Genomic DNA, 15,633 nt, shown 5'->3' on the forward strand with positions numbered 1-15,633 from the left:
GCGCAGCGGGCGCAGCCGGCGCAGCCTCGGGGGCGCGCCCGCGCCGGCCTTCGCCACGGCCTTCCCCACGGCCTTCGCCACGGCCCTCTCCACGACCCTCGCCACTGCGGCCCTCGCCGCGGGCGCCGCGCTCTGCGCGCCCGCCGCCGCCGGCCGGTTTGTCGCCCGGCAGCATCACCTTGGCGCCGTCCTTGAGCCGGTCGGCGCCCTCGGTGATGACCTGTTCGCCGGCCTTGAGGCCGGTCTTGATCTCGATCTTGCCCGGCGCCGCCTGCCCGCGCGTGACGGGGCGCAGCGCCACCGTGCGTTCGGCCGCGTTGAGCACATACACGAAATCACCGCCGCTGCCGTGGCGCAGCGCCGTCACCGGCACCACGACGGCGTCCTCGATGGTGCGCATCTCGAGCCGCAGGTTGACGAACTGGCTTGGGAACAGCGCCTGTGTGGCATTGGCGAAACGGGCCTTGGCGCGCACGGTGCCGGTCTGGGTGTCGACCTGGTTGTCGAGCGCGGCGAATTTGCCCGTCTCGAGCTCCCTGGTGCGGGTGCGGTCGAAGGCGATCGCCGGCAGGCTCGCGCCCGAGGCGATGCTCGACTGCAGTACCGGCAGCTGGTCTTGCGGCACCGCGAACTCGACATCGATCGGCGCGAGCTGGGTGATGACGGCGATGCCGGCGGCGTCGCCGCTGCCGACCAGGTTGCCAAGGTCGGCCACCCGCAGGCCGACGCGGCCCGAGATCGGCGCCTTGATCCGGGTGTGGCTCAGGTTCAAGCGCGCGATGCCCTCGGCCGCGCGGTCGGTCATGAGGGTGCCCTCGAGCTGTTTGACCAGCGCGGCCTGGGTGTCGACCTCCTGGCGCGCGATCGAGTCCTGCGCGAGCAGGGTGCGGAAGCGTTCGAGCGTCACGCGCGCCGCCTCGAGCTGGGCCGCGTTGCGCTGGCGCTGGCCCGACGCCTGCAGCAGCGCCATCTCGAACGAGCGCGGGTCGATCACGGCCAGCACCTGGCCCGCCTTGACCAATTGGCCCTCGCTGAAGTTAATTTTTTGCAAAATGCCCGAGACCTGCGGGCGCACCGTGGCCGTGGCCGCCGCCGTGACCGTGCCCAGCGCGTCGAGCACGACCGGGATGTCGGTCAGTTCGGCCGTGGCCACCCCGACCGTGCTGGCGCCGCGGCCGCCGCCGCCACCGCGCCCGCCGCCCGGCCCGCCCTGCGCCGGTTCGTCCGGTTGGGTCAGGTACCAGGCCAAACCAGCGAGCGCGGCCATGACAAATACGGCGATGGCGATGCCGAGCGCCCGGCGCGGCGCGGACGTGGTGGCCGATGGTGGGTTGGGGGCTTGCATGCGATTCCTTGATTGCCGTCGGCCGCGGAACCGGTGTTCCGCCTGCCATCAAAAGTGTTCAAACGAACAATGAATGACGGCGCGACTGTAGCACGAGGAGTGGATTTTCTTTGTTTCAAACCAGCCGGTTGGGGGGCGAAACGGGGGCGATACTACCCGCCCGGAGGCGCCGGCGCGGACCACCGGACGATGGCCCGGCCGCGGCGGTGGCGCCTTGAAGGCGCCGCCACATAGGGGGATTTGGTTGCCACCCGGCAGCACACACTCGTGCACCACCGGGCTGGTGGCCCTGTAACACTGCTACAAGCCGTTACAAAGCCGCTACAAAAAAACCGGCTGCACCTACGGCGCGACGCACATGCAGTGGGTGACGGCCGCGAACGGCTTGCGCCCTTCGGTCAGCTCGGACAGGAAGTTGAGGTCCTTGCTCACCTCGCTGACGGCGCCACTCGGCAGGCCGGTCGACGGCAGCAGGCCGAGTTTGACCTCCATGCGGATCGCTTGCGCGGCCGAGCCGCCCATGGCGGTGACCAGGCGCTCGAAGGCATTGCCCTCGCGCTCGATGTACGAGACGCGGTAGTCGTCGCCCAGCTTGGCGCGCTTGGCGGCCGAATCGAGCGCGTCCCGGTAGCTGCCGACGCGATCGACCAGGCCGCGTTCCTTGGCCTGGGCGCCGGTCCATACCCGGCCCTGCGCGACCGCGTTGATCTTCTCGACCGTGGTTTTGCGGGCGGCCGCGGCCTTGACCGTGAACTCGCTGTAGATGTGGTCGATCGCGCCCTGCACCAGCGCGCCAAAACGCGGGTCGAGCGCGCGCATCGGATTGTAGGCGTCGGCCAGCCAGGTGGTTTTCACGCCGGCGGTGTGGATGCCGAGCTTTTCGACCGTCTTTTCAGCCGTCGGCAGCATCGCGAACACGCCGATCGAACCGGTGATGGTCGACTCGTCGGCGATGACCTCGTCGGCCGCCATCGAGATCCAGTAACCGCCCGAAGCGGCCACGTTGCCCATCGACACCACAACCGGCTTGCCGGCCGCGCGCGTGAGCTCGAGTTCGCGCCGGATCAGTTCCGAGCCGTAGGCGCTGCCGCCGGGCGAATTGACACGCAGCACGACCGCCTTGATGTCGTCGTCCTCGCGCGCCTTGCGGATCAGGTTCGAGGTGGACAGACCGCCGATGCTGCCCGGGGCGGCGGTGCCGTCGGTGATGCCGCCGGCGGCCACGATGACGCCGATGCCGTCGCCGAATTTGACTTTTTTGCTCTGGCGCGCCAGGTAGTCGTGGAACGACACTTGGCGGAAGGTCTTGTCCTTCTCGTCGGGCGCGCCGCGCTTGATCATGAGGTCGCGCAGTTCGTCGCGCGTCTTGAGGCCGTCGACGATTTTTGCCTTCAAGGCGATCTTGGCCATGTCGCCCTTGGCTTCCTTGACCAACTCGGGCAGCGCGTTGATGTTGGCCATGATCGCGCCGGCGGGCAGCTTGCGGTTTTTCTCGACGCTGGCCACATAGTTGGCCCACAGCGCGTTGTACAGGAAGGCGTCGGCCTCGGCCGCCTCGGGCGACGGGCCGTTGGCGATGTAGGGTTCGCCGAAGCTCTTGAAGGTGCCCACGCGCAGCAGGTTGACGGTCACGCCCAGTTTGTCGAGCGCGTCGCGGTAGTAGGTGCGATGGCGGCCCATGCCTTCGAGGTAGACCATGCCCATCGGATGCACGAAGATTTCGCTCGCGTGCGACGCCATCAGGTATTGGTTCTGGCTGTAGCTGCCGCCCCAGGCCACGATCGGCTTGCCGGCCGCGCGGACGCGCCCGAGCGAGGCGCCGACATCGTGCAGCATGGCCTGGCCCGCGTTGCCGAGCTCGTCGAGCATCAGCACCACGCTGGAGATGTTTTTGTCCTTGGCGGCCGCGTCGAGCACGGTGAGCAGGTCGCGCAGTTGCACCGAGCGGCGTGTCTCGCCGCCCATCGCCGCCTTGACCGACTCGCTGAAATCGCCCTCGTGCTGTTCGACCAGGTCACCCTTGAGATTGAGCACGAGCGCGGTTTTTTCCTGCAGCGGCTTGACGCCGCCCGTGGTTAGGCTGATCACGATCATGATGATGATGATCAGCAAAAGGATGTTGAAGATAGCGCGGCGCGTCGCGTCGAGCGCGCGCCAGGATGCGACGACACCATTGCGAATGGCGGACATAGGTTTAAAAGACATTGAAACTCCAGCAATAAATGAGGTGTCGGGTCAAACCCGGGGAGCAAAACACGCACTGTAAACCAAAAAACCATTCAAATGGTCAAATCACCAACTTGGCCATAAGCTTTTTCTGCACGTCCAAGGCGGGCGGCCATGAAAATCATATATGCCCGCCGCCATTAAAAGTTCAAGGCCAAGTCTAGCGTTGCCGTCACGAAACGCGTAGCTAAAACCGATGAAATGCCCGATTCGGTCAATGAACGACGGTTTGGCGGCACCGGCACGCGCTACGGCCGCGCCGGCGGCTTTGGCGGTTGAATGAGCGCAATCTTCTCCGCCAGCGTCGCGTGCGACAATTCGCCCGCGCGGCGCGCCTGGAGCACCCCTTTGCTGTCAAAAAAGAATGTCGTCGGCAAGCCTTTGGCGCCGAGCGCGTTCGCCACCGCGTGCCTGCGATCGAGCACGACATTGGCGAGCGTGATGTTCTGCCCGCCCAGGAACTTCCCGACCACCTCCGGCGCCTCGCCCTGGTTCACGAAAACGAAGGTGATCTCCGGATGGGCAAGCTGGGCCTTGCGCAAGGCGGGTATTTCGCGCCGGCACGGCCCGCACCAGCTTGCCCATATGTTAAGCGCCACCGGCTTGCCGGCCAAACCGGCGAGCGCCAGGGAGCCGCCCTCGATCCGCTCGAGGGCAAGTTGCGGCAGGTTTAGCGTGGGCGCGGGGCGCACAATTTGGACGATGGCGACCAGCAAAAACACCGCCGCGCCGGCGAGCGTCGCCGCCAGTATCGGCTTGCGCCCCGCCTTGTCGCGCCAGGTGAGCCACCCCGCCACCACCGCGCCGGCCAACAGGCCCGATTTGAGGTGGAAGCCGCCGTCACGGATGTCGAGGATGCTGACCGGCGCGGCCAGGTACAGGTCGGCAAAGCGGGCCACATAGACCGCCCGCGCGGCCAGCAAGGCCGCGCCGATCACGATCCACAGTTTGGGTTCGATGTCGGGGCCGCCCCGGCGCGTGCCAAGGTGGCCGAGCAGCAGCACCGTGACGACGGCGGCGAAGCTGGTGAGCACGCCAAGGGGGAATGAAAACAGGCCGATCGCCAGGTCGCCCATCAGGTGGTTTCGCAGTTCGTCATGGTTTTTTATCGCTTGTCTTAGTAATTGCCTTAGTAATAGTAACGCGTCTTCGCGGCCCATTCGCTCTTCGGGTAGTGCCTGTGCAAGTATTCGTACGCTTCCTTCGAGTACCTGCGGCCTGAGTCATCCTGGGCGCCGCTGCTGCATTCATTGCGGGTCGAGGCGATCAAAAAGTGCAGCGCCTTGGGCGCCTCCCGATCGGTCTTGTTGTGTCTAGCCCATTCGAGCACGCGCGGGATCAGGTAGCTCGAGCGTTTGCTCACTTTGCCCAGTTGGGCCTTTTCCTTGTCCAGCAAGGCGCGCTCGGCGGCCGAGACGAATGCGGGCGATACCAGCTCCATCCCGTCGTCGGCGGCGCCACTAAAACCGATGTCCGCGCACGACCAGTGGACCCGCCCTTGCCTGCTGACTTCGTCGCCGATCAGCCGCGGGTCGAGCTCGGGCGTGTTGGCGAAGATGAGCAAGGCGGCGTCGCGCTTGGCCTGCGCCGTCGCCGCCTTTTTGTAGCGCTCGTAGAGATGGAGCGTGCTCGCGCGGCCGCGCGCGAGGTCGTCGGTGAAACCGTCGGCGAGCGCATACTCGCCCAGCAGTGCCGCGCGCGTCCATGCCAGTTCGGCCAACCACTTCTGCTCCGCCGCGGGCAGCAGCGGCTTGACGCGCGCCATGGTCGCCAGCGGCAGGTGCCGTGCCAGATGCGCGCGCAGATCGTCGTCGAATTGCGGGAGCGCTTGCGGCAAGCCTTCGTTCGGCACCGGCACGGGCAGTTCTTGCTCGGCGGGAGTGCGCTTGGCGGCCGCGAAGGCGGCCTTGTCGGTGGCGGCCGACACCATTTTCATGCGCAGCAGTCGGTTGCGCACCGAGACCGCCTGCGGCTGCTCGAGCAGCGCGGAGACGATGGCATCGGCGTCCCTGGCGCGGCCCTCGGCCAGCGCCAGCCGCGCCAGATGGTATTGCAGGTGCACGAAGGCGGGCGAGTCCGGTTTGAGCGCGGCGGCGGCCCTGGCCTCGGCCGGTTTGAGCTCGCCGCGGCGCGCGTTGGTCAGCAGCGCCACCAGCCACAGCGGCTCGTGCCGCGCGTCCCAATGCGCGCGCGCCAGCGCGAAGGATGCTTGGCGCCGTTTGGACGGTTCGGTGTCCATGGCGCTGCTGTAGCTGTCGCCGCTGCTCGCTTGCATCGCGCCGATCCAGGCCGTCATGGGATCGGCCGCCATGTGCAGATCGGGCTCGAGCTTGTCCATCAAAAACAGGTAGTCGACGACCATTTGCGGCGTGCCAGCGTCGACCGGCTTCACCGCCAACGCCGCTGACAGCTCGCGCCGCCGCTCCTCGGGGCGCACACGGATGTCGATCCAAGTGATCAGCGCGCGCGCCGGCGCGTAGTCCGGCGCGATGGCCGCCAACTCGGTGCGCGCCTGGCCAAGGCGCACGCGCAGTTCGGGCGTGAGCGCCTGCGGCACGGCCGTAGCGCTGCGCACCAGCGCGCGCGCGGCGAGATACTTGCCCAGCGGCTGCCAGGGCGAGGCCGCGTCCGTGGCGATGGCGAGGAACTGGGCGCGGGCCTCGTCGAAACGCCCCGCGTAGAAATGGGCGGCGGCGCGCTGGTAGGCGTGGTCCTTGACCAGCCAGGCCGGCGCCTTGGCCGGCAGCGGCGGCGGCAGCGTCATCGGACGCGGCACCGGCGCCGGGCGCTGCGCGATCTCCGGGCTGCAATTTGCGAACACCGCATCCTGGTTGGCGAGCCATACGGCTGCCCATTGCTGGCCTCCCTGCTTGACGCGCTGGGCAAGCGTGCCGCCGGCGCGCGCGAAGGCGTCGGCCGGGCAGTTGACGATCATGGTGAATTGGCCCACGTCGGCCATCACGTCGATCCCGACGGCAGGCGCGCCACGCACGGCGCCGCGCGCCTTGATCCAGTTCGCGGCCGCCGATGGGGCATCGGTCGCATCGTCCGCATCGTCCGCGCCGACCGTGTGGCCCCGCACCGCCAGCAGCGCCAGTTCGTCCTTCGAAAGCGCGCGGCTGGTGAGCGCGCGGTAGGCCAGGAAATGGTAGACGCGCCAATGGCCAGGCGTGACAACACCGAGCTTGCCGGCGGCATAGCCCTGCAGTTCGGGCACCGGCACGTGGTACTCGGGCATGAAGACGTTATCGATCAAGCCGTCGTCGCCGCTGGCCATCAGCACGTTGGAGGTGCCGCACAGGGCGACGGCAAGCAATGCCGAGGCGTTGCGCACAAAGGTGGATCGACGCATGGATGGGGTCCCGGGTTGGTGTGTCATTGGATGCGGCGCCACGTGTCCTGGTCCCAGGAGCGCGGCGAGAAAAAATAGCGGCGGGCGGAGGCCACCCTGACCGGCGCTTCGTCGGTGGCCATGCCGAGCGCGCCGCGGCAACGCGGCCGCACAAAGCCTCCCTGTTCGGCCAGCAGGCCGCGGATCTTGCCATCGTCGCGCGCCATGCGGAAGGCCATCGGCACCACCTCGTCGGCTTCGAGCGCGCCGATCCAATAGTCGCCGGCGCACCATGAGGCCAGCGCCGTGACCGACAGCGCGACGTCGGCCGGCAGGCGGCGCCGCAGGTCGCCCACCAGCGCCAGCAAAAAGCCGCGTTGGGAACGGCGCACCTCGAAGTCCAGTTGCACCACCCGCGAGCGCGCGCCGCGCGCCGCCTTGAGCACCTGCGCGGCGATCGCTTCGTGCTGGGCCGCGTCGAGCGCCGGCGGCTGGCGCCACGAGGCATCGACATGGACCACCGGGACCACCACCGTCTCCGGGCGCACCAGCAGACGGTAGGCGCGCGGACGCAGGCGCACCTGGCCGGCGGTCAGCTCGAGCGTGATCGCGACATAGGCGACGCCCACCGTGGACGGCAACCAGCGCAGGTCCTCGTGCCGCTCCCAGGCCCACAACATGGTGGGCGGCAGCGCGGCCAGCGACGAGGCAGTGCCGGCGCGCGGCGTGGCGGCCGGAAGCAGCCATAGCGCGGCCGTTAGCAGCGCGACCAGGGGGGCATGGCGCGGCGCAAACGTCAGCATCGCACCGGCGCGCGGTTGAAGCGCTGTCTGCTTGCCTGATAACTGCGTTGCATGGGGAACTCCGCGTGTGCCAGCTGAGGCTTGAAGAAATATTATATTCCACGCAATAAAATTCTTCCAGCCTTCATGCCCGACTTGACACCCCCACTCGCGCATGTAATATTGACGCCATGAAAATTCACCGTTCCTCGCCAGCTGCCATCACCGCCTCCGCGCAGTGTTGCGGCGCTGCGCTCGGGGAGAGCATCGCGTAGAACAATTGCATCATCCTATCCTCGAGGGCCACAGTGTTGAAAAACCTGTGGCCCTTTTTGTTTTTGTACGACCCACACCGGAACCGAGCATGACTCTCAATTTGTACGACACCTATAGCCGCAGCCTGCGCGAACTGCAGCCGATAAAACCCGGCCATATCAGCCTGTACGCCTGCGGCCCGACCGTGTACGACTACGCCCATATCGGCAACCTGCGCACCTACATCTTTGTCGACCTGCTGCGCCGGGCGCTCGAATACAGCGGCTTGCAGGTCAACCATGTGATGAACATCACCGATGTCGGGCACCTGACGTCCGACCAGGACAGCGGCGAAGACAAAATGGAGAAAGGCAGCCAGCGCACCGGCAAGACGGCGTGGGAGATCGCCGAACAATACACGCGCGCCTTCAAACAGGACCTGGCCTCGCTCAACATCCAGGAGCCCGTCACCTGGTGCAGCGCCACCGACCATATCGCCGACCAGATCGAATTCATCGCCGATCTGGAGCGCAAGGGCTTCACCTACCGCACCGCGGACGGCATCTATTTCGACACCTCGCGCCAGCCCGACTACGGCCATCTGGCCCGGCTCGACCGCGCCGGTCTGCAATCGGGAAAACGCGTCGATATCGGTGACAAAAAGCAGATCACCGACTTTGCGCTGTGGAAGTTCAGCGGCGTTGTGGGCCAGCGCCAAATGGAGTGGGACAGCCCTTGGGGTGTCGGTTTTCCGGGCTGGCACATCGAGTGCTCGGCGATGTCGGCGCGCCACCTGGGCGAGTATTTCGATATCCATTGCGGCGGCGAGGACCACGTGCCCGTCCACCACAGCAACGAGATCGCGCAGACCGAGGCGCGCTACGGCACGCGGCTTGCCAATTTCTGGCTGCACGGCGCTTTTTTGAAAAGCAGCGAGGCGAAAATGTCGAAGTCCTCGGGCGCGTTCGTGCGCGTGCAGACGCTGATCGACCGGGGCGTCGATCCGCTCGCGTTCCGCTACCTCTGCCTGACCACGCACTACCGCAGCCAGCTCAGTTTCTCGGACGACGCGCTCGACAGCGCGGCCAGCGGCTTCGAACGCATGCGGGCGTTGGTGGCGCGGCTTGGCGAACCGGGCGTGCCGGACGACGGTTATCTCGACCGCTTTGAGGCGGAACTCAGGCACGATTTGAATTTCCCGCGCGCGCTCGCATTGGCGTGGGAGATGCTGAAAAGCGATCTGCCCGATGCAAGCAAAAAGGCGACCATATCGCGTTTCGACGAGGCCTTCGGACTGCGGCTAGCGCTTTGGACGCCGGCGGTGGTGGGCGTGCCGCCGGCGCTGGCCGAACTGATGGCGCGGCGCGAGCTTGCGCGGGCCGAGCGACGCTGGTCCGACGCCGATCAGTTGCGCATCCAGGCCAGGAGCATCGGCTACGAACTCGACGACACCGCGGCGGGGCAGCAGGCGCGCAGGATGTAACCGTTTAGAGATGGTCGTGGCCGCTGTGATAGTGTTCCGGCTGTTCCGCTTAACGCTTACCCCGCTACCCTCGTATACCCCGCTTACCCAACAACAAACCCACCAGGAGGCTATTCATGTTGCGAAACCCACTCATCTGCGCCATCGGACTTGTGTGCCTGGCATTGCGTCCCGCCCTCGCGCAGACGGCGCCAGCGGCGCCACCCGCGCCAGCCGCGGCGCCGGTCCAATACGATGCAGAACTGGCCAAGTCGCTTGGTGGCAACGACCAGGGCATGCGCGGCTATGTGCTGGTGATTCTCAAGACCGGTCCAAAAAAAATGGCGGACGGCCCCGAGCGCAAGAAAATGTTCGAGGGCCATTTCGCGAACATGACACGGCTCGCGAACGAAAAAAAACTCGCCGTCGCCGGGCCGCTCGACGGCGTCGATGGATGGCGCGGCGTGTTTGTCATCGCCACGCCCGACATCGCGCTTGCGAAAACCTATGTCGAGACCGACCCGGTCGTCGTGAACGGCGAGATGGTCGCCGAATACCACAAATTCTATAGTTCGGCGGCGCTCATGGCGGTCAATGGCGTGCACGAAAAGATTCAGAAGAAGTAGGTCTGGTCTGTTCTAGGCCAGGCTAGATCACCAGCCCGTCCACCCGGTGGAACGGCCCGATGCATCGATCGAGCGTTTCGGCCTCGCACATGAGGAACAGCGCGCCGGACGGGTGGAACACGACGAAGTTGGTGACCTTTGTGCCCACCTTTGTGACTTGGCCGGCGCAGTCTTTTTTGCCGTTGTCTTTGACCAAAGTGTCGACCATGCGGTAAAAGCCTTTGTCGCTCGGCTCGGCGGGGATGTCGAAGGTGCTCTCGGAGACCTCGTCGGCGCTCGTGACGTGGGTGGTGCCGTCGCCGCGGAAGCGGTAGGTCTCGGAGCAACTGCCGTCGGGCATGGTCAGGCGCCAGACGCCGAGGATGGGGTGGTCGGATGGGAGCGGCGCGGCGTGCGCGCCGGGCCCGTCAAAAAACGCCGCGCAGGCCAGCACAACGGCAGATAACTTTTGCATGATGGGGCTCCTTCACGGCGGTTAAGTGTCGATATGATTGTTAGACCTGCAAGCCGGTATGGCGTTTGCGTTAATTTTTACTTGGTTTGCGTGGCGCGCATCTTTTTGGGCGTTTTATGGCGGCCGGATGTAAAGAAGGGGAATTCATGTCTCGCATGAATTCCCCTTTTTTGTTACGGCGCGAAACTTAGCTCGCGTCGGGACTCGCTTTTGGCTTGGCGGGACGGCGCGCGGCGGCCGGCTTGCGGGCCGGTTTGGCTTTGGCTTCGGCAACAACGGCTTGCGGCTCGGGCACGATGGCGATCGGCGCTTCCGGGGCCGCCTTTGGCGCGCGCGGCGGCTTGGCGGCCGCCTTCGCGCCCTGCTTGGGCGCCGGTTTGGCCGCTTGCGCCGGCTTGGCCGGCTTGGCCGGCTTGGCCGGCTTGGCCGCCGGCTTGGCCGCCGCTTTGGCACCTTGCTTCGCAGCCGGCTTGCGGCCGGCGCGCGCGGTGCGGCCCTCGGTGCGGCCCTCGGTGCGACCCTTCTTCGCGGCCGGCGCGGTTTGCTCCAACGAGGCTACGGCTTGCTGGAAGAGCGCGTCCTCCTCCTGCTCGCTGAGCTCCTCGTGCTTTTCCCCGACGTAGGTGCCAAGGTGCGCCAGTTGGCTGTCTTCGTCCTCGTCCTCGTCCTCGCCCTCGTCCACATCGACGTCGCGCGTGAGCGGCTGGTCGTCGTCGTCGCGCTGCGGCTTGGCCGGGGCCTCGGTCTCGTTCCACCAGGCGGTCGGCGGCTCCTCGTCCATGTCGACCTCGCTCGCGGCCGGTGCCGGGCGGACCGGCTGTTCGCTGCGATAGTCGGTCTGCTTGCGTCCGCCACGGCCGCGACGGCTGCGTTCGGGACGGGTGTTCGTCTCCTCGGCTTGCTCGTCGGCGGCGTCGGCAGTGGGCGCGGCGGCGGCCGAAGGCTCGCTCGACATGGCCGACTGCGCGTTGTCGCTGCGATAGACGTAGGCGCCGGACTTCTCGTCGCGGCCGAATTCGAGCATGCCGCGCTTTTGCGCCTCCTCAAGCAGGTTGCCGAAGGTGCGGAAGCCGTAATACGACTCGTTGAAATCGGGACGGCGCCGCTTGAGGGTGTCTTTGAGCAGCGAGGCCCAGATCTTGCCACTGTCGCCGCGTTCGGACACGAGGGCGTCGAACATCTCGACGACGAGCTCGATGGCCTGCGACTTGCGCGCGTCGATTTCTTCTTTGCGGCGGCTGCCTTCGTCGGGCGAGCGCTTTTGCTCCGGCTGCTCTTTACGTTCGTCGCGGCGCGCCGTGGCGCGTTTGACTTCGCGCACCAGGTCGTCGTAGAAGATGAATTCGTCGCAGTTGGCCACCAGCAGGTCCGAGGTCGATTGCTTGACGCCGACGCCGATCACCTTCTTGTGGTTTTCGCGCAATTTGGACACCAGCGGCGAAAAATCGGAGTCGCCGCTGATGATGACGAAGGTGTTGACGTGCGATTTCGTGTAGCACAGGTCGAGTGCGTCGACCACGAGGCGGATGTCGGCCGAGTTCTTGCCGGACTGGCGCACGTGCGGGATTTCGATGAGCTCGAAGTTCGCCTCGTGCATGGTCGCCTTGAAGCCCTTGTAACGGTCCCAGTCGCAGTACGCCTTCTTGACGACGATGCTGCCCTTGAGCAGGAGCCGCTCGAGCACCAGCTTGATGTCGAATTTTTCGTAGTTCGCATCGCGCACGCCGAGGGCGACGTTCTCGAAATCACAGAATACCGCCATGCTGATATTGTCGGAGGATGAAGCCATAAATGATGTTCTCTGTATGAAGGTGGATCAGTGTTGTTGCGATTATACGCATGTAGATCGGATTGGCGCGTGCTGGCGTGATCGGATGGGGCGGTGCTACAGTGTCGGCATGAAACCCGAACATCTCCAACTGCTGCTGACGCGTGAAATGCCATATGGGAAATACAAGGGCCGCATGATCGCCGATTTGCCCGGGCATTATCTGGGCTGGTTCGCGCGCGAGGGTTTTCCACGCGGGGAGTTGGGCGAGTTGCTGGCGTTGATGTACGAGCTCGATCACAATGCGCTGCGCAGTCTGCTCGATCCCCTGCGGCAGCGGCGTTAAGCCACGTCGTGCGCGCCACTGCCACCTTTACATGGCAACAGGCTGCGGGGCCCATTAGTGAACGTCATCCCCGCGAAGGCGGGTACCATTAGTGAACGTCATCCCCGCGAAGGCGGGGACCCATGCTGACTTTGCCTATACGCGAAGTTCAAACCTTTCGTCCCTAGCCCACCTCCGCGGTGACCATCAAGCGCCTCCCCTCGTGCTGCATCAGCGCGAACTCGCTCGCGCGGGTGGCCGGGCTGAACAGGTATCCCTGCAACTGGTCGCACCCGAGCTCGCGCAAAAACGTCATCTGCTCGCGCGTCTCCACCCCCTCGGCGACGATCTCCTGGCGCAGCTGGCGCGCCATCGTCACGATCGCGCGCGCGATCGCGCAGTCGTGCTCGTCGAACGGCAGGCCCGTCACGAACGAGCGGTCGATCTTGAGCACGCTGATCGGAAATTTTTTCAGGTACGCCAGGCTCGAATACCCGGTCCCGAAATCGTCGAGCGCCAGCGCCATGCCCATCGCGACCAGTTGGTTCATGATCGCGATGACGCTGTCGGCCCCGCGCACCAGCAGGCTCTCGGTGATCTCGAGCATGATCTGCTCGGGCCGCACGCCGTGCCGGTCGAGCACCGCCTGCACCCGCGCCGGCAGCCCGGCGTCGAACTGGCGCGCCGACAGGTTCACCGCGATCGGCGGCATCGTCAACCCCTCGTCCATCCACTGGCGCACCTGGCGGCAGGCCTCGTCGAGCACCCAGTCGCCGATCTCGACGATCAGCCCCGACTCCTCGGCCAGCGCGATGAACACGTCGGGCCGGATCATGCCGCGCAGCGGATGGCGCCAGCGGATCAGGGCCTCGGCGCCGACGATGCGCCCGTTGCGCAGGCTCACCTTGGGCTGGTAGTGCAGCTCGAGCTGCTGCCCCGCGAGCGCCTGGCGCAACTCGGTCTCGAGCAGCATGTGCTCGCGCGCCGACAGGTCCATCTCCTCGCGGTAGAACAGGATGCCGGCCCCGCTGTCGCTCGCCCGCGCCAGCGCCATCTCGGCGCAATGCATCAGCGCCGCGGTGTCTATGCTGTCCTCGGGGTAGGTCGCGATGCCGACATCGGCGCTCACCCGCAGGCAGTGGCTGCCGAGCGTGATCGGGGCCGCCAGCAGATCGAGCAGTTTGCGCGCGACCAGCCCGGCCTGCTCGCGCGTGGCCACCCCTTGCAGGCCGATCGCGTACTTGCAGCCGTCGATGCGGGCCAGGATGTCGGCGTCGCGCAGCGCCATGCGCAGCATCACCCCGACCGTCACGATCAGCTCGTTGGCGATGTCGTGTCCGAGCGTGTCGCTGATGGCGCCGATGCGGCTGGCGTCGAGCACCAGCAGGGCGCCGCGGTCGTTGTTGCGGCGCGAGGCCGCCAGCACCTGCCCGAACAAATGGTTGAACAGCGCGCGGTTGGGCAGCCCGGTCAGGCTGTCGTAGTTGGCCATGCGCTGCATGCGCGCCTCGGCGTCCTTGTGCACGCTGATGTCAGAGAACAGCGAGAACGTGTTGGTGATCACACCGTTGGGGTCGCGCACCACGCTCACCGTCACCGATTGCGGAAACAGCTCGCCGTTCTTGCGCCGGCCGATGATCTCGCCGCGCCAGGTGCCGTGCCCGCGCATCGCGGCGCGCACCCTGCCCCGGAATTCGGCGTCGTGCGCGCCCGAGCGCAGCAAATCGGGCGTGCGGCCGATCGACTCGGACTGCGAATAGCCGGTGATGCGCGTGAACGCGCTGTTGACCGAGACGATGCGCTCGAGGTGGTCGGTGATCAGCACGCCCTGCTCGGAGTCTTCGATGATGCGCGCGTGCAGGCGCTGCTTGGCGTCGCCGTCGAGGAGGGCGCCCACCGGCGTCATCCGCACCAGCATGCCGCACGCGTGGCCGTCGGCGTCGTCGGCCGCGCCAGGCGCCAGTCGCAGCCAGATGGTCTCGCCGTTCTTCTTGCGCCGCCGCACCTCGATCAGGCCGCCGCGCTGGCTCGGGAACAGCTCGGCGATCTCGGCGTCCTCGTCGTCGGCGCAGTACAGAAACAGCACGTGCTGCCCCAGCGCCTCGGCCGCCGTGTAGCCGAACATCGCCGCCGCGCCGCGGTTCCAGCCGGTCAGGTAGCCGGCCGGGTCGATCTCGACGAGCACCTCGTCGCCGCCGCCCGCGCCGTGTTGGCCGTGCGCCGCCTGCGCGCCCGCCTCCTCGAGCGCGGCCTCAAGGCTCGCCAGCGCGCGCGCCTGCGCCTCGCCGTCGAGCTTGCGCGCGGCACGCACCAGCGTGAGCGCGCGTTCGAGCGCCGTCTCAGCCATGGACGCCGACCTGGTTGTCGCGCAGCGCGCCTAGCATCCAGTCGGCCGACTCGAGCATCACGTCGTTGAAGTCAAGCGCCGACAACTGCATCGGCGCGAGCAGCGCCGCGAGCGCGCCCATCTCGCCGCGCTCGGCCGTCTCGACCAGCTCGAGCATGGCGCCCAGCTCGCCCTCGTGCCGCAGCAGCGCGCCGACCAGCGCCGGGCTAAGCGCGAGCGGCGCGAGCGCCTCGGCCAGCGGCATGCCGAACAGCGCGCCGATCAGCGAGAACATCCCGGCCATGAAGCTTTGCTCCTGGGTCGCCTTGTCGAGGCCGCGGCTGCGCGCGAGCAGCTCGAGCGCGCGGGCGCGCATGGTCACGCGCCCGAGTAGCATGGCGCTGCGCGCGTCGCCGGCGCGGGCGCTGAACAGCATCAGGTTGAGCCAGCGCCGCAGCTGCTGGCGCCCCAGGATCATGATCGCCTGCGAAAAGCTGGTGATGCGCCGACCCATGACGCCGACCCCGAGCGAATTGACCAGCCGCAGCAGGTTGTAGGACAGGGTCGGGTCGCGCCGCAGCAGCGCCTCGATCTCGTGGTTGTCGGCGTCGACGGCGACCAGTTGCACCAGCTGCAGCGCGAGCGCGCGCGAGGCCGCCTGCGCCGCCTGCTGCCGCGGCGGCTGCGCGAGGCACCAGTCGCCGCCGATCCACAGGGCCGCCGCCGGCGGCGC

12 protein-coding genes are annotated in these 15,633 nt (G+C 66.8%); 3 read left to right on the top strand and 9 right to left on the bottom strand.

Going from position 1 to position 15,633, the window contains the following annotated elements; genetic code table 11:
* The 5 genes from C7C56_RS03670 to C7C56_RS03690 all read right to left on the bottom strand — a co-directional run.
* Positions 1-1,345 (bottom strand): efflux RND transporter periplasmic adaptor subunit (locus C7C56_RS03670; protein WP_106756142.1); only part of this gene is annotated, 1,345 nt, incomplete at its 3' end.
* Between the two features lie 342 nt (positions 1,346-1,687).
* Positions 1,688-3,550 (bottom strand): signal peptide peptidase SppA, encoded by a 1,863-nt coding sequence (sppA, locus tag C7C56_RS03675; RefSeq protein WP_106756143.1) that lies wholly within the window; start codon positions 3,548-3,550, stop codon positions 1,688-1,690.
* Positions 3,551-3,819: 269 nt separating this feature from the next.
* Positions 3,820-4,647 (bottom strand): TlpA disulfide reductase family protein, encoded by an 828-nt coding sequence (locus C7C56_RS03680; RefSeq protein WP_181373011.1) that lies wholly within the window; start codon positions 4,645-4,647, stop codon positions 3,820-3,822.
* Between the two features lie 53 nt (positions 4,648-4,700).
* Positions 4,701-6,923: a hypothetical protein gene (locus tag C7C56_RS03685; RefSeq protein WP_146204265.1), complete on the bottom strand. Its 2,223-nt coding sequence runs from the start codon at positions 6,921-6,923 to the stop codon at positions 4,701-4,703.
* Between the two features lie 23 nt (positions 6,924-6,946).
* A complete protein-coding gene (locus C7C56_RS03690; protein ID WP_106756146.1) occupies positions 6,947-7,705 on the bottom strand; it encodes a hypothetical protein in 759 nt (252 codons plus the stop codon).
* Between the two features lie 343 nt (positions 7,706-8,048).
* On the opposite strand from C7C56_RS03690, the gene cysS reads away from it, so the two are divergent.
* Together cysS and C7C56_RS03700 are read left to right on the top strand one after the other, a co-directional pair.
* A complete protein-coding gene (gene cysS, locus C7C56_RS03695; RefSeq protein WP_106756147.1) occupies positions 8,049-9,422 on the top strand; it encodes a cysteine--tRNA ligase in 1,374 nt (457 codons plus the stop codon).
* Positions 9,423-9,538: 116 nt separating this feature from the next.
* Positions 9,539-10,027: a YciI family protein gene (locus tag C7C56_RS03700; RefSeq protein WP_109246553.1), complete on the top strand. Its 489-nt coding sequence runs from the start codon at positions 9,539-9,541 to the stop codon at positions 10,025-10,027.
* Positions 10,028-10,049: 22 nt separating this feature from the next.
* Here C7C56_RS03700 and C7C56_RS03705 read toward each other — a convergent pair whose 3' ends face one another.
* Entirely contained in the window at positions 10,050-10,481 is a 432-nt protein-coding gene (locus C7C56_RS03705) for a hypothetical protein (protein WP_229458029.1), read from the bottom strand.
* A gap of 187 nt (positions 10,482-10,668) precedes the next feature.
* Positions 10,669-12,270 (bottom strand): NYN domain-containing protein, encoded by a 1,602-nt coding sequence (locus C7C56_RS03710; protein WP_106756149.1) that lies wholly within the window; start codon positions 12,268-12,270, stop codon positions 10,669-10,671.
* Positions 12,271-12,379: 109 nt separating this feature from the next.
* On the opposite strand from C7C56_RS03710, the gene C7C56_RS03715 reads away from it, so the two are divergent.
* Positions 12,380-12,595, top strand: a complete 216-nt coding sequence (locus tag C7C56_RS03715; protein WP_106756152.1) for a DUF3820 family protein — start codon at positions 12,380-12,382, stop codon at positions 12,593-12,595.
* 163 nt (positions 12,596-12,758) lie between these two features.
* Here the strand turns inward: C7C56_RS03715 and C7C56_RS03720 are convergent, their stop codons facing one another.
* Positions 12,759-14,921 carry a putative bifunctional diguanylate cyclase/phosphodiesterase gene (locus C7C56_RS03720; protein WP_106756150.1) on the bottom strand — a complete coding sequence of 721 codons (2,163 nt, stop codon included), beginning with the start codon at positions 14,919-14,921 and terminating at the stop codon, positions 12,759-12,761.
* Positions 14,914-15,633 (bottom strand): EAL and HDOD domain-containing protein (locus tag C7C56_RS03725; RefSeq protein ID WP_146204266.1); only part of this gene is annotated, 720 nt, incomplete at its 5' end. The genes C7C56_RS03725 and C7C56_RS03720, both read right to left, overlap by 8 nt.

It is taken from the genome of Massilia glaciei (genome assembly GCF_003011895.2).
GTDB classification, from domain to species: Bacteria; Pseudomonadota; Gammaproteobacteria; order Burkholderiales; family Burkholderiaceae_D; genus Telluria_A; species Telluria_A glaciei.